A 15,831-nucleotide genomic window follows, 5' to 3' on the forward strand; every position below is an offset into this window, starting at 1 on the left:
AACGGAGTAATTAAACTTAGGAATACTAAAAATGAGTATAGTCCCATTTTAGCTTGCTCTCAATGTGAAATTAAGACAAGCAGTAAATGTAGAATTCAAAAGGAAACTCGACTTCGCTGAGTAAGTTTGACAGGCTAAATATAAAATTTAGCTTCTCACTTAAGAATTCTCAAAGTCTAATTACCATGTCACTTTACCTATTGCATATATCAACACACATTTAAAACGGAGTATTAATTTTAAATATAAAAAAAGCTAGAATTTATATTCTAGCTTTTTCTTATGGCAGGGGCACTAGGATTTGAACCCAGAACCAATGGTTTTGGAGACCACTACTCTACCGTTGAGCCATACCCCTAAGTCGTTTTTAATTTTAACATGAATACCATATTTATGTCAACAAGATTTAAAAAATAACTTAATAGTAAAATTAAACTTATCTTCTTTTTTATACTTATTAAATTTAAAATTCTAAGATAAAATACATAAAATATAATTTTCAACTTTTAACTAATAATAAAACATTATCTTATCTAATTATATTAAATTTATTCATAACATAATTAATTTATATTTTTATTTAATCAGTATTTATTTATATCATCTTTTAAATTTATTGCAGACGAATTTAATAATTCAGATCTGACTATAGACTCCTTACCATATTTTTTTCTTATCATATCCATTGTAATATCTAGACTCTTCTGTTTTTCATTATTTTTAAAATCAAAAAGACTAGGCTGATAATACTTATTATCACACAATTTAGTAAGTCTAACTCCTAATAAACGTATTTTTTCTCCTTTATAACATTCATAAAAAGCTTTTTTTATTCCTTTAAAAATTTCCATAGTATTATCTGTATAGTTACTTAAAACCTTTTGATGAGAATATAATATAAAATTATTAGTTTTTATGCTTACAGTAACAATAGAACATAAATTTTTACTTTCTCTAAGCCTTCTTGAAACATTTTCTGTAAGAGAAAGTAGGATTTTCAAAGCTTCTTCAGTATTATCAACATCCTTAGAAAGAGTCGTAGAATTTCCTATTCCTTTTATTTTTAAAGATTCTGATTCAACTAACTCAGAATTATCTATTCCATTAGCATATTCATATATAAGTTTTCCATGTGAATGCATTTTTTCAATTAAAAAATTAACATCTAAATTAGCTAGTTCTCCTATTGTCTTAATATTTAATTTAGTTAATTTCAATTTAGTAGATTTACCAACCATAAATAATTCTCCAACTGGAAGTGGCCACATTTTTTGTTTAATTTCATTTTTAAATAAAGTGTGTATTGAATTCTTAGGTTTAAAATCACTTGCCATCTTAGCTAATAATTTATTTGTTGATATTCCTATATTACAGTTAAACCCAAGCTCTGCACTTATCCTGTTTTTGATATTTACAGACATCATATTATAATTACCTTTATAATGAGTACAGTCCATAAAACATTCATCAATACTATATCTTTCTATCTTAGGAGAATACTCCTTTAATATTTTTATCATTTCATTGCTAAGTTTAAAGTACCAACTATGATCTGGCGGATATATAACTAAATTAGGACATTTCTTTTTAGCTTCATATAAACTCTCACCTGTCTTTACTCCTAGCTTCTTGGCTGGTATTGATGCTGCTAAAACAACACCATGACGTTTTTCCTCATCCCCACCTATAGCTGATGGTATTTTTCTTATGTCTATATTGCTACCTTCATTTAAAAGTTTAAGTGCTGTCCAAGAAAGATATGCAGAATTAACATCTATATGAAAAATTAATTTATCACTTCTACCCAATATATCTACACTCCCTAAATGTATTCTTACTTCACTATAATTTTATACGAACATTAGTTCTATTGTAAAGTAAAAAAATAAATCTTTATTTAATAAACTAATTAAATAAAGATTTATTTTGTTTTTCTTCTTTTAAGCTTTCATATATATAAGTAGCACCTTCATGCCAAAGCTTAGTTTCTTCTGCCTTTGAATATTCTTGTAATTGAACTTCTAATCCATGGACTAGTTATCCATATGTCTAATCTCTTAAGTCATACCAAAACTATTTATTAGCTTGATCATAAATTTTTTCAGCTAAATAGTGAACCATAAAATTTTCTAAATTCCTATTTGTTAATATCTCTTTAACTAATCTATCATTTCTATTTTTTGTTTTAACTATTCCTCTTTTAAAATAGCTCTTTGCAAATGTATTTACTAAATCCTCATAACTATTTGCCTTAGCTATATCCATAATATTTTTATCTTGCTTAAACATTTCTTCATATTGGTCAATTATTATCCTATCTTCTTCCGTTAATCCAATACCAAAAATATCATTTATTCTTTGTATTATATCATCTAAGTATTCTTCTTGATCTTCATTTATACGTGATGTAGCATTTTCCGATATTCCAACTAGTTCACCTTCACCATAGGTTAATGATATATCTGTTCCCCTTTTTTCATCTTTACCTAACTTTTGCAGCTTATAATAATCTAAACTTAACATATCATCTAAGTTTACTCTTTCTTTACCTTTCTTAGGTAACTTCTTTAATAAAGCTACTAAATACACTTGAAGCCTTAAAAGATTTAAGTTTTTCAAAGGATAAATTTGAAGCAAGAAATTATAAAATGTTATATATTTCTGTGCTTTCTTTTTAAACTCATCAGCTTTTTTCTCATCATCTTCTTCAATAAAACAGTATCTTTCAACACCTTTATCAATTATGCTGTTCATTTTACCATTTTGGGCATTAGTCCTTTTTTCTTTATAGAAAAGAACTGCAAAGTCATTTACTTCTTCATCATGATATATTCCATATTCATGTAGCTGATACCATAAATCATTTACTACATTAGGATCTGTAACTTTATCTATATTAGTCATTTCAAAATAAGGCTTATATGCTTCTTGAATATCTTCTACTGAATTTTGAAAATCTAAAATAAATGTTTGTTTATCAGAATAAGTTCTATTTAATCTTGATAAAGTTTGTACTGTTTTTACCCCATCTAACTTTTTATCTACATACATTGCACAAAGCTTTGGTTGATCAAAGCCTGTTTGATATTTTTCTGCAACAATAAGAATTTTAAAATCATCCTTATCAAATATTTTAGGTAAATTTGTTTCAGTAATATCAGGTGCAACTGCTTTATTCATAGATACTTCTGTATATTCTTCATCTTCATCATTAACAGTACCAGAAAAGGCCACCAATGCTTTTACACTATATCCCTTTTCCCTAATATACCTATCTATTGCTAACTTATATCTTACTGCATGAAGTCTACTAGAAGTAACAACCATTGCCTTAGCTTTTCCACCTATCCACATAACCCTATTTTCCATAAAGTCATCTACTATTGTTTCAACTTTTGTTCTTATATTATATTCATTTAAGCTAACAAACTTATTAATAGCTCTTTTAGCTTCACCCTTATCAAACTCTGGATTATCATCTATTTTCTTACCAACCTTATAATAAACACTTACCGGCATATAATTTTTAAGAACATCTAATATAAACTTTTCCTCTATTGCTTGTTTCATAGAATATAAGTGGAATTCATGTGGCTTTCTATCTTCTCCTACTCTACCAAATATCTGTATTGTCTTATTTTTAGGTGTAGCAGTAAATGCAAAGAAACTTATATTATTTAAGTCTGTTCTTTTTTCAATTAACTCAGACATCTTATCCATGCTAGACTTTTCATTTTTTTCTTCCTCTGCTTGCTCTTTTGCTGCTTCTTCTAATGTTTTTCCAGCCAAAGTTTCTTTTAAAGCACTCATATTTTCACCTGCTGTAGATGAATGTGCCTCATCAATAATAACAGCATATTTTCTCTTCTCTAATTCCTTAATCTTTTCAAGTGCATAAGGGAACTTTTGAATTGTAGTAATTATTATCTTAACTCCACTTGTTATAGCCTTTGCTAAATCCGATGAGTTTTTCTTATCATCTATTTTAAGAACCAATCCCTTTTTATGTTCAAGCTGATATATAGCATCTTGAAGCTGTTTATCAAGTACCTTTCTATCTGTAACAACTATCACAGAATCAAATATTGCATTATCCTCTTCATCATGCAAACTTGATAATCTATGTGCAGTCCATGCTATTGTATTAGTCTTACCACTACCTGCACTATGCTCTATAAGATAATTTAACCCTGCCCTATTCACTTCTAAATCTGCTACAATTTTTCTTACAGCATCTAACTGATGATATCTTGGAAAAATAGCTTTTTTCTTTTTATTCTCGTCTTCCTGTATAAAATAGAAACGCTTAATAATATCAAGTAAACTATCTTTTCTTAAGATTTCCTCCCAAAGATAACAAGTCTTTTCTTTACCTTCTACTTTCGGATTTCCTTTTCCTCTCTTAAATCCTTTGTTAAATGGTAAAAAGAAAGTTTTAGCCCCTTTAAGCTCAGTTGTCATATAAACTTCATCAGTATCTGCTGCAAAGTAAACTAATACTCTTTCATTAAACCCAAATAACTTTTCATTAGGATTTCTATCCACCTTAAACTGTCTGATAGCATCATAAACATTTTGTCCTGTAAATTGATTCTTAAGTTCCATAACTATAACCGGAAAACCATTTAAAGATAAAACTACATCTAAAGTATTATTATGTTTATCACTATATTTCAACTGTCTAGTAATCTTAAATAAATTTTCCTTATAATTATTCAAATCAGTTTTATTAGAACTTAAATTAGGCTTATTATAAAATAACTTAAAAGTACCATTCATCATAATATCTTCAATACCATTTCTTAAAACACTAATAAGCCCTCTTCTATTTATATTTAAATTAACCAAATCTAAAAATGACTTTTTCCAATTAGCTCCTCTATTAGATCTAAACTCATCTAATAACTCCTTTTGAGTAGCTTCTAAAAATCTAAATAAATCTTCTGAAAATAAACAATATTGTAAATCAAACTCTTGAGAATGTCCCTGGTCAAATCCAACGGATATTAGATAATTCTCAATAAGTTCTTCTAAATCCTTTTCCTTGGGTAGCATATACCTTCCCCCTCTTCAATTCTGTATTCCTATAGTATCAATTTATACTAAAATTATACAATATATGATTCATATTTTACAGGATTTAATCATACCAATTACCTAAGTTTATAATTTATGCACGAATAAAAACACTAAAGCATTTTTATACCTTAGTGTTTCAAATATATCCTAAAATTTAATTCTATACAAAATAGCTATCTTGTTATCTACAATTGCATATATAAATTTATTAAACTTGGAAAGTTATGACCATCATTAATAAAAAATTGTAAATACTCATTATATTCCTCATAATTTTCTCTATAAACATCTAGTATATCTATCAAAGCTTTTCTAGCTTCCGTTAACTCATAACAATTCAAATTTAAAACCTCTATTGTATAGATTGCCCTCATATATTCAGTGCTGTTTTCATCATTACTTCTAGGTATTATTTCTCCATTAGCAATATTATAATCAAAATAATGTTTTGGATTATCTATAACTGGATTTATAAATTTATAATCATACTTATTCTTTTTATAAGTTCCACAACTATTTTTCTGATTACATGACACTAAAAGATTATCATAATTCTGAAACTCTTTTGGATAGTGATCTCTTGGCTTAATATGCTCTATATGTCCATCATTATTATCGTATATTCTCTTTTCACAATAAGGACAATATTCATCTTGTTCCATGACTAAAACATTTTCTTTAATCTTAGTTTTTATATCATCATTATTGTAATCATTCCATGATTTAGGAGAGTATTTTTTCTTATATTCTAATAAAAAGTTTGGCTCTTGTTCCTTATTAACTTTTAGCATTCTTCTTATTCCTAACAGATATATCCAATCTTATTCTCATAATATCTTTATCTAAATCTCCTAAATACTTTCTTAGATAATTAAATATTTCTTTAAACTCTTCTGTATCATATAAATTTCTATTTAATAATTCATAAACTTTGTTTAATTTAATTGTAATATCTTCATTTCTTAAGCTATCTACTTTCATAGTAGTACTTAATATATCACCTATGCTTTTTCCATAAGTTTCATTTACTTCACTATTATCAACAAGCTTAATTCCATCTTTATCTTTCTTTATAATGCGTAACTGCTTTGATTCTATATCCCCAATAATATGCGGTGAATGTGTTGCTATAATAATTTGATTATTTTTACCTATAGTTTCATATACATCAATTATTTTCTTTTGCCATTGTGGATGTAGTGATATTTCAGGTTCATCAATTAAAATCACAGAATTATTTACTTCTAAAAATTTTAATGATAATGCACGTAAAAATAATTGTTTTTCACCTGAAGATAATCCAGTAATATCAAATTCATTTCCTAAGCTATTTCTAAATATAGGCTTTGTTTCACTTGTTTCAGAAAGACCTACTAGCTTAACGTCTAAATCCATAATAGAAAATATACCATTTATATCATCACAAACTTTATCTATAACCTCACCTATGGTTTTATTTCTATTTTTAAATATTTCTTTGTTTATTTTAGTTGCTATAAATGATGGTATATTTTGAGTCATATTTTGATCTATCACATTTTGAAAATTTGGTACAAAATTTAATGTATTATCTACTTTATTAACTTTTTCAAAATTTATTTCTGTTGGCATATATAAAACTTTAGGTTCATTAGGATTATTTCCTAATTGAAACGCAACCTCTGGACTTAACATTCCAATTTCATTATCTTCTAACTTAATAGTTACTGCGTATAATGCTGGAGTTAATTCAACTTTGTTATCTTCTAATTCCTGATATCCACGTTCAGCTATATCAAAAGCATCATAGATACTTTTTAATAAAGTAGTTTTACCAGCTCCATTTTCACCAATAATAACAATAGTATTTAATATATCATTATTTGAATCTTTAAAATCTATCTCTAAATTATTGAATAGTTTATGACCATTATACTTTATCTTTTCTACCTTCACTCCCATACATCTCCTTTCCTTAAAACTATTATATCAATAGATTAGCTGTAAACTAAAGTTACTTACATACAATTAATCTAAAATTTCAATTTTACCTGTAACTGCTTCACTTATTAGACTTTGTTTAGCTTCCTTTAATTTTTCTATTTGTTGTTTAGCTTTATTTATTGATATATATATATTATTAGTAATATTCTGTATATATTTAACTATCAATTCCTGTTCTTGCATATCATTACTTTTTACCATTACAATATTTGCAATTTGTTCAAAATTTAATCCTTCTCTGTTGGAACCATTTTGTAATGCTTCAATTTGTAATTGAGTTATGTTACTCTGAATAATTGCATGTAAAAGAGTAGGGTTAATTTTATAAATGATTGGTCTTAATATACAAACATGTTGATTAACATTAGCTCTTAAATCTCTATTATATACAAGACTACTTCTTCCAATCGATCCTCCTGTAATATTTAATAATACATCATTAAATTTAACTTTTGAATTATTCATTTCATTATCGATTTCCTCATTTATAAAGACAACATCGTCTAATCTTAATCCATCATTATATACATTCTGACTTCTTATAAAAACGACTCCTCTATCTGAATATACTTCAGCTCCACCTTTAGGAGTTTTTCCACTTCCTATTTTATCTAAATTGTATTTTAATTTAGTAACTTTCCATTCTAACGGAATCTCCCCCAACCATTCAACTCCACTATCTTTCATTTCTTCTTTTTTTCTTTCCAATAGCTCATATCCATCAAAAGTTTTAACCACCTTAAGCTTACCTGTTACAACTTCACTTATAAGACTTTTTTTAGCTTCTTCTAATCTTTTAATTAAAACTTCTTTTTTTGAAATTATAGAATCAAATTGAGCTGTTTTTTTACTTATAAATTTTGAAATTTTTTCTTTTATATTACTATTAGGATTAGGAATATATATATTTCCTATTGTTTCTCTGTTTAAATTTAATTGAGTTCCTAACTTTCCCAATCCTGCATAACATTCTCCTACTGAAAAAATATTATATAAAAAATCTATGTATTCTTCTTTTAAACCATGAAAATAAATAAACCCATCATGAATACATGCTTTTATTTGAGTAATACATGGTTTTCCAACTGTTCCAGCAATGCTTATAAATAAACTTCCAGGTTGTAGTTTAACACTAAATGAAGAACCTAACTTTGACATCTTCTGTGAAGTTTCTAGTAAATATTTTCCTGATATGCTCACATCTGCAATTCTTGTCCAAGCGTATTCTCCATTATCATCAAAATATTTTTCATCATCAATTGGTCTTGGTGATGCACCTCTTCCAATTGGCGAAACATATTTTATCTTTATAATATCCCAATCTTTAGGTATCTTTCCTATCCACTCAACCCCACTATCCTTCATCTCATCTTCATTTCTATATCTAAACTTCATTCCACTACTCACTTCATTGTCCACTGTCAATTTTCCATTGTCCATTAACTAAGCACCTTCCTTATTTCCACTGCTATTTCACTTTCAAGTTCTTCAACTTCTTTCATTATTTCAGCAAAAGGTCTTAAGCTTTCATATTTATAGAAATGTCTAGTAAAAGGTATTTCATAGCCAATATTATCAAAGGTAGATATATCCATGTAAGCATCAGGTACATGTGGTTTTACTTCTCTTTCAAAGTAAGCATTTATATCCTCTTTTAATGGAATTGATTCTGTATCTTTTAAGCTAGAATCACTTTCTATATTTTCCTTAGAATCTCTACATATATCTGCATTTTCATTTCTTTCTCCAATAGCATTGCATATAGCTTTTAAAAGTGCTGCTCCAAGTGTTACTTCAAATTCTTTAGCTTTTCTTTTAAGTTCTTTTATAAATTCTTCTCTATTTAAATATTCTTTATTTATTTCAAAGCTTTGTAATATCTTAATTAATTTTTCTTGCTCTTTTCTTCCTAATCTTTCTTCCTTTGCTTTTACTATTTCATCTTTTTTCTTTGATTTTGCAAGGTTTATAAATTGAGATGTTTCCTTTACTCTTTCTATAGACTCTTCATTTACTTTAAAACTTAATTTTAATGGTCTTTCTATAGTTATTTTTCTATATCCAAGCTCTTTATTATCAAAGATTTTACAGTTATCATTTTCTTCAAAGTTTTTATATAAATCTTTAATTTCTTGTATTTGTTCAGGTGATATTTCTTTTCTCTTATTACCTAAACTCTTTCTCATACTTTTATAATATTCGGTTGCATTAACAAGTTGTATCTTACCTTTTCTCTTTTCATCTTTTCTATTTGTAAGAACCCATATATAAGTAGCTATACCTGTGTTATAAAACATATCTGTTGGCAAAGCTATAATTCCTTCAAGTAAATCATTTTCTATAATCCATTTTCTAATGTTAGACTCTCCACTACCTGCATCCCCTGTAAATAATGGTGAACCATTAAAGATTATAGCTATTCTACTTCCTTCTTCATCTTGATACATCTTGCTTATCATATTTTGAAGAAATAATAATGAACCATCACTTACTCTTGGCGTTCCTGCTCCAAATCTACCATCAAAACCCAAATCTGATTCTTCCTTAACCTTCTTTTCTTCATCCTTCCAAGTTACTCCAAATGGAGGATTGCTTATAAGAAATCTCATATGATCTCCACTAAATCTATCTTCAATTAAAGTATTTCCAAGTCTTATATTATCTGGATTTTGTCCTTTCATAAGCATATCAGCCTGACATATTGCAAAAGATTCATCTAATAACTCTTGACCGTATACATCAACTATTGCTTTTGAATTTAAATTCTCAATATAATCTTCACCTATAGAAAGCATCCCACCTGTTCCACAGCAAAAATCAGCTATAGATATTACCTTACCTTCTTCAGTAAGAAAGCTTTCTTTTCCTAAAAATAACATTTCCATACAAAGTCTAATAACTTCTCTTGGAGTATATTGTTCTCCTGCTGCTGAATTTTCCGTAAATCTTCTAAGCATTTCTTCATATATATAACCCATTTTATTATTAGATACTGCATTTATATGAAGATCCACTTCATACATCTTTTGAAGAACTGCATATAACTTATTCTTCTTATCTAATTGAGCTATCTCATCTTTAAACTTAAACTTACCAATTATCTCTTTTACATTATTAGAAAAACCATTAAGATACTCTTCAAAGTTTGACTTTATATTTTCACTATCATCTAAAAGCTTCTTCCAAGTGAAATCTGATATATTATAAAATTGCAAATCTATATTATGATTTTCTTTTAAATCAGCTATTACTATTTCATCCTTTTCTTCTTCTGGAATGAAATCATAATTGTTATATACTTCTTTAATTATCTCTTTATTATAATCATCCAAAAGACAGTCAAATCTTCTTACAACTATCATTGGAAGCATTACTTTTCTGTAATCCTCTTCTTTATATGTTCCTCTTAAACTTTCAGCTATATTCCACAAAAATGAAACATGGTTAAAATTATTATCCATTTGCTTTTCTCCTACTCATATCATTGTTTTATTATACTAATATATTTTTTTAATTAATATCTAATTAAGTTTCTTCACTTATATAAACGAAGAAACTTTAATGAAGCTCATATATGTTTTATTTTTATATTACATATTGATTATAACATTTTATAACTTGCCTGTTTTTTTATATTCTATTCTAAATTTTTTATATTATAGTTTTACTTTTAAAAATACATAAAAAATAGTAAAATTATAAATTTAAAATCTTGTTAAGTCGCATTATGCAAGCAAATTCTTAAATTCTTAAGTTCTAAACTTCTAAAATTTTTTTCTTTTTTATTCTTTTCTTTTTTAGAATTTTAGATTTTTATAAACTCAAACATATATATATTTTAAAATTAATTAAGAGGTGAGAATTTATGGGAAGAAAAAAAGAAGTTATACTTTGAGAAAATCTACAGTAATAAAGATTTATTTTGTTTTTCTTCTTTTAAGCTTTCATATATATAAGTAGCACCTTCATGCCAAAGCTTAGTTTCTTCATTCTCTAAGTCAGAGTAAACCTTGGAATTATATACTTCCATTAAAGCATCTTCCAAGCTATTATGTTCTGTTTCAATGATCATACCTGTAACTTTTGCAACCTTAAAAGGAATAAATACATGTACATTTTCTTGAGTAATTTCAGGTAAAGACATACTATGCCTCCTCTTTTCCAATAAACTTTAATGAATTAATTGCTTCTTCTGTATGAAAAGATATTTGATCTGCTAACTTATAAGTCCTAAGTTCTCTTATTGCAGATTCCATATCCATAAATCTATTTTCAAAAGCATTTAAACAAACATAAACTCTATCATCTGCTACTGGTCCTTCTACTATATCAAATTCATGTCTATATTTTAAATTCAATCTATTATCAATAACAAAATTTAACCATTCCTCACAAGCTTCATTAAATCTCTTAATTTTTAGAATTTTACTTTCTAATACTTTATCGTCAATCTCATAAATATTTAATATACCATATTCTGAGTTTTCTCTATTTTTCTTAATACTTGCCCATTTACATACCTATTCTTTACTAGTTGTAGTATAAAATCCATTTCCAAAATCTAAAGTTCTATTAGCTTTTATTATTTTAGGATCAGTAACAACTACATTACTGCCATGATATAAAATCACAGCTCATACCCCCTATTTCTTAAAAATATCTCTATCTCTTCTAATATATATTCTTTTCCTTGAGTATGAAGCATATCATATCCATTTATTATAAATCCAAGTGTACCACTTACCTTAAATAAATTAGCAACATCTTTTCCAGACATAGAATGTTTAATTTTAAAATTTTCTATACAAAATGATGCAAATTCACTTATTCTTTCTTTATTATTTAATTTCACCATCTTAAAAAACCTCACATTCATAATATAATTATTCATTACAAAAAATTCTTTTTATACAAATATTATACTACCATATAACACTTTTTAATAAATTCGTTGTTACTTCAAATATAACCTATATTATTTATTTTATAAACTTAATAAAAAAACATACTACACTATCTTTTTCGTAAACTACCTCACCATATAAGTTCTCTATTGCTTATATCTACTTATACGACTAGAAAAGCAACTAAACTCTTTAAGTGCTTCAATTAATAAATTGAATACCATAATAAGTGCTAAACTTGGAATTGCTATTGATACTAACAAATCTAATAATGATTCTAATAATGTTGCATAAAAATAAGGCAATAAACATAGTTTTCATGTTTATTGCCTTTTAACATGGTTATTTTAGACTAATATTGTATCATCTAAAAATCGCATTATTCAAGAGGTTGAATTTGCAATTTTACAATTTTTTATTTATTTTTATTGGTTCATAACTTAGGAATATTAATCTTCTTCATTTTCTTTAATAAAATATCGTTTAGATGGAAATGTAATTATTAATCCTATAAGTGATTGTATTATTCCTTGTGTATTATACGAATTTTTAATTTCAAATACTATAAAAATCATAGATAGTACTAAAAAAAATAGATTATAAGTTATCATTAAACCATAACCCCATTTTTTAATTCTAAAATATCCATATGATATTATTAACATAGTTAGAATACTTAACATTCTAATTGTAACATCTAATAAATCAGATATTGGAATAACAAAAACGCCAAATTGTTCAATAAATTTTGGTAGTGGAAATAATGATATTATTATTAAAAATGCACCAAGCAAATTTAAATCTGCAATGAATGTTAATAATATAGGCCTTTTTAGCTTCATTATAAATTCACCTCTCAACATTTTACTATCGCAACTAATTATACCACAATTTGTAAATGTATCTGAATTTATAAGCTATGGATTAATTACATATTGTTCCCTCCGACATCCTATTTAATATATATGATATTAAATTATACTAACATTATTAATTCTTATTATATCTATATCAGAATAGTTATTTCTCAAATTTTCTAATGTTGTTTCATTAGCTTCTAGCGAATAGAAAAATTCATATTTTTTTAAAGCAATCTTATCTGCTTTTAGCCTTTCTAAATCTTTTTTAATTTTACAATTACTCATTAGATTCGTGGAAGCAAAACATTCACATATTATTGTTTCATCATCGCTTATAATATCATATCCGCCTTGAGTTCCAAAGTTAACTACAAACTCTTTATTTTTGTATTTTTCTAATAAAATATACAATGCTTTTAGAGAAACGATATAAGTAAACATTTGATTAAGCTGTTCAATTATATTTAGTTCATATCCAAATAACGGTTCATATCCACATTTCTTAAATTTTAATTTAAATAATATCTCTAAATCTGTATTCTGATTAATCATTAATTTTAATTTATTAATTGTTAATTCAGCATTGCTTCGTATATTCTTTTCATAAACTTGCAATTCTTCCTTATTTATAATTTTAACTTGTTTTTGAATCTTCATATTTAGTACTCCTGTTTTTTTATGTAATATACACCAAATTATAACATATATTCTTGGCTTATAGCTTTTTCTAATGATGCCCTTATTGGTATTAAATTTGGTATCTTCATAGATTCTTCAAAATCTACTCTATCCATATTACAATTTGAATTATGTATTCTTACTTCACTATAATTTTATACGAACATGATAGTATCAATACTTAAAGCTTGTATTATAATATTAAAATTTAAGTTTTGCCCCCCACTTTACCCCTTATAAAATAACATTATTTAGGATATATTAATACTAAGGTTTTCCTAGTACTTGTGCCTGGAAATTTTATTAGAAAAACTTTCCTAAAGATGATTTCACCTAGTTTTATTATTTCAATAAAAATGCAACTTAAGTTAATATTTATACAAAATTATTTTTTATATAACAATCGCCCGCTCAATCAGCCGATTAAGCGGGCGATTAAGCGGGCGATTAAGCGGGCGATTGATTTTAATCTATTAATTCATATCTAGTATATGAACCCTTCCCTATTCTCTTTATTTTTCCTAATTCTTCTAAATATTTAAGTAATGCTAATACTTTTGTTTTTCCGAATCCAAAGCTATCTCTACATTCCTTGTTGCTAATACTTCCATTTATCTTTATATATTCTAAAATATTTATTTGATCATTATTTAGTGGCTTATCTTTAATCAATATTTTATTAGAATTAGCCTTAAAATTATATTCATAATTTAAATAATACATTTTTCCTTTTCCATAACCATCTACTAACAAAGTCCCTTTTTCAACTAAATAATGTAGTATTCCAGTTATATCATATGAGTGTTTATCCATCATTAATTGAATACGAGCATTATTCACACTACCTTCTAAATATGCCGTTGCAAGTATTAATACTTCATCTTTATTAAAAGAATTAAAATCTTTATCAAATATACTTTTTAAAGCTTCTAAACATTCTTCTGGTAACATGGATATCATCCATAGTTTTAAAGAAACCTGACTTAAATTAATTTCTTCTTTTAACTCAGGTGTCCTCCAATTTTGTTCATTCCATGCAGCTAATATTTTAGGAAATCCCGATCCTGCACCTTCACCTAGTCCTATTAAAGAAAACATCTTTTGAATTCTAGGATTTCTACTTTTAGAATTTCCACCCTTAAATATGCTTTCAAGATCTATTTTTAAATTTCCTGGATTAGTAAACTCTAGACTATCCTTAGTTTTTATAATTTTTAATGTTCCTTGTATATTAAAATCAGCATGTATTATTTGGTTTACAAATGCTTCTCTTATTGCTTGGTGAACTAAAGTATCATCCTTACGCTCTAAATTTTCTAATTTAAATGGTACTTTTACATTGCTTGTCAATTTATTGATTACTGTAAAGTAAAAGTTATAAAGATTATTTTCCCACGTTCCATCTATGGTAAATCTATCTGACCATCTTTGGTTAGAATCCACATTAATTTCTTCTCTAAAATCTAAATTTATATTAGCAAATAAATCCCTAATATAAATACCTTTTCCAAACATAAGCATTCCTGCTACTGTTACACCTTTAATTTTCCTTCTTCTATCTTCCTTTATTCCACCCAACATTTCAATAAATTCTTCATTACTAAGATCATTCCAAGGATGATCTGGCTCTCTAGAACTAAATCTATTTCTATATTTTTTTATTGTGTCTTCATCTAAATCTTTTATTGTATAATCCTCAAGTATTACACCATCATTGCCTTCTTCTGATGCATCCCTTATCATAGCATTAACTTCATCTTCTGTTGATTTATAATCTCCCTCAGCATTACGTTTATAAGTTCCTTTATAAGGATTTTCATTTAAATATATAGGTCGTTGTTTATAACTTGCTCTTGGAATATTTATTACTAAAACATCTTTATCTTTAATAGTTAATTTTTGTACATCCTCATCAATTAATAAATTTTTATTTGTTTTACTTCCATTTATGGTATTCCAAAAATCTTGAATTCTTTTATCAATATTTTTTACACCCTGAACCTCAAAAGTACCCTTACTTTTATTTTCTTTAATTCCTAAAATTATTATTCCACCATTTGTATTAGCCATAGCAGAATAACTTTCCCATAATGAATTAGGAATTTTATTTTCTGCCTCTTTACACTCTACATCAACAGTTTCACCAATTTTTAATATCTCTAATAATTCTATATCTGTCATTTTTCTCACCTTCTTTATCCTTAAATAAAAATATATAAATTTAATATGTTTATTTTTAAAAGTTAAATTTATATTTTATTATATTAACATTACATATTTTTTCTTAATTAAAATTTATTTCTATATCTATTATTATAGACAAATAT

11 protein-coding genes, 1 tRNA gene and 2 pseudogenes are annotated in these 15,831 nt (G+C 26.2%); 1 reads left to right on the forward strand and 13 read right to left on the reverse strand.

Translation table 11 applies throughout. From position 1 onward, the window contains the following. Positions 1 to 283: 283 nt before the first annotated feature. The 10 genes and pseudogenes from NG904_RS09630 to NG904_RS09675 all read right to left on the reverse strand — a co-directional run bounded on the left by NG904_RS09630 (position 284) and on the right by NG904_RS09675 (position 11,917). A tRNA-Trp gene (locus NG904_RS09630) sits at positions 284 to 358 on the reverse strand. Positions 359 to 584: 226 nt separating this feature from the next. Then, positions 585 to 1,811: a Y-family DNA polymerase gene (locus tag NG904_RS09635; RefSeq protein WP_252214876.1), complete on the reverse strand. Its 1,227-nt coding sequence runs from the start codon at positions 1,809 to 1,811 to the stop codon at positions 585 to 587. A gap of 262 nt (positions 1,812 to 2,073) precedes the next feature. Beyond that, positions 2,074 to 5,055 carry a type I restriction endonuclease subunit R gene (locus NG904_RS09640; protein WP_252231351.1) on the reverse strand — a complete coding sequence of 994 codons (2,982 nt, stop codon included), beginning with the start codon at positions 5,053 to 5,055 and terminating at the stop codon, positions 2,074 to 2,076. Between the two features lie 209 nt (positions 5,056 to 5,264). Beyond that, entirely contained in the window at positions 5,265 to 5,870 is a 606-nt protein-coding gene (locus NG904_RS09645; protein WP_252231353.1) for a retron system putative HNH endonuclease, read from the reverse strand. Then, positions 5,857 to 7,014, reverse strand: coding sequence for an AAA family ATPase (locus NG904_RS09650; protein ID WP_252231355.1), 1,158 nt, complete (start codon positions 7,012 to 7,014; stop codon positions 5,857 to 5,859). The genes NG904_RS09645 and NG904_RS09650 overlap by 14 nt, the downstream gene beginning before the upstream one ends. Before the next feature lie 72 nt (positions 7,015 to 7,086). Then, a complete protein-coding gene (locus NG904_RS09655; RefSeq protein WP_252231357.1) occupies positions 7,087 to 8,502 on the reverse strand; it encodes a restriction endonuclease subunit S in 1,416 nt (471 codons plus the stop codon). Continuing rightward, complete coding sequence (locus NG904_RS09660) at positions 8,502 to 10,523, reverse strand: type I restriction-modification system subunit M (RefSeq protein ID WP_252231359.1); 2,022 nt, start codon at positions 10,521 to 10,523, stop codon at positions 8,502 to 8,504. Before NG904_RS09660 ends, NG904_RS09655 begins: the two co-directional genes overlap by 1 nt. A gap of 440 nt (positions 10,524 to 10,963) precedes the next feature. Beyond that, a complete protein-coding gene (locus NG904_RS09665; protein ID WP_252231361.1) occupies positions 10,964 to 11,206 on the reverse strand; it encodes a hypothetical protein in 243 nt (80 codons plus the stop codon). Between the two features lies 1 nt (position 11,207). Then, positions 11,208 to 11,693 (reverse strand): annotated as a pseudogene (locus NG904_RS09670) (DUF3990 domain-containing protein). Next, positions 11,690 to 11,917 (reverse strand): DUF3791 domain-containing protein, encoded by a 228-nt coding sequence (locus NG904_RS09675; RefSeq protein ID WP_252231363.1) that lies wholly within the window; start codon positions 11,915 to 11,917, stop codon positions 11,690 to 11,692. Before NG904_RS09675 ends, NG904_RS09670 begins: the two are co-directional and overlap by 4 nt. Before the next feature lie 205 nt (positions 11,918 to 12,122). Here NG904_RS09675 and NG904_RS17635 point away from each other — a divergent pair. Next, a pseudogene (locus tag NG904_RS17635) lies at positions 12,123 to 12,260 on the forward strand (YvrJ family protein); the annotation flags it as partial. Between the two features lie 155 nt (positions 12,261 to 12,415). Here the strand turns inward: NG904_RS17635 and NG904_RS09685 are convergent. From NG904_RS09685 to NG904_RS09695, 3 genes are all read right to left on the reverse strand, one after another. Further along, positions 12,416 to 12,808, reverse strand: coding sequence for a hypothetical protein (locus tag NG904_RS09685; RefSeq protein ID WP_252231365.1), 393 nt, complete (start codon positions 12,806 to 12,808; stop codon positions 12,416 to 12,418). 129 nt (positions 12,809 to 12,937) lie between these two features. Next, on the reverse strand, positions 12,938 to 13,483 hold the full coding sequence (locus NG904_RS09690) for a hypothetical protein (protein WP_252231367.1): 546 nt from the start codon (positions 13,481 to 13,483) through the stop codon (positions 12,938 to 12,940). Positions 13,484 to 13,969: 486 nt separating this feature from the next. Then, positions 13,970 to 15,685 carry a DUF8451 domain-containing protein gene (locus NG904_RS09695; protein WP_252231369.1) on the reverse strand — a complete coding sequence of 572 codons (1,716 nt, stop codon included), beginning with the start codon at positions 15,683 to 15,685 and terminating at the stop codon, positions 13,970 to 13,972. Positions 15,686 to 15,831 lie beyond the last annotated feature (146 nt).

The sequence above is a fragment of the Clostridium sp. ZBS15 genome, from assembly GCF_023845705.1.
GTDB classification, from domain to species: Bacteria; Bacillota; Clostridia; order Clostridiales; family Clostridiaceae; genus Clostridium; species Clostridium aquiflavi.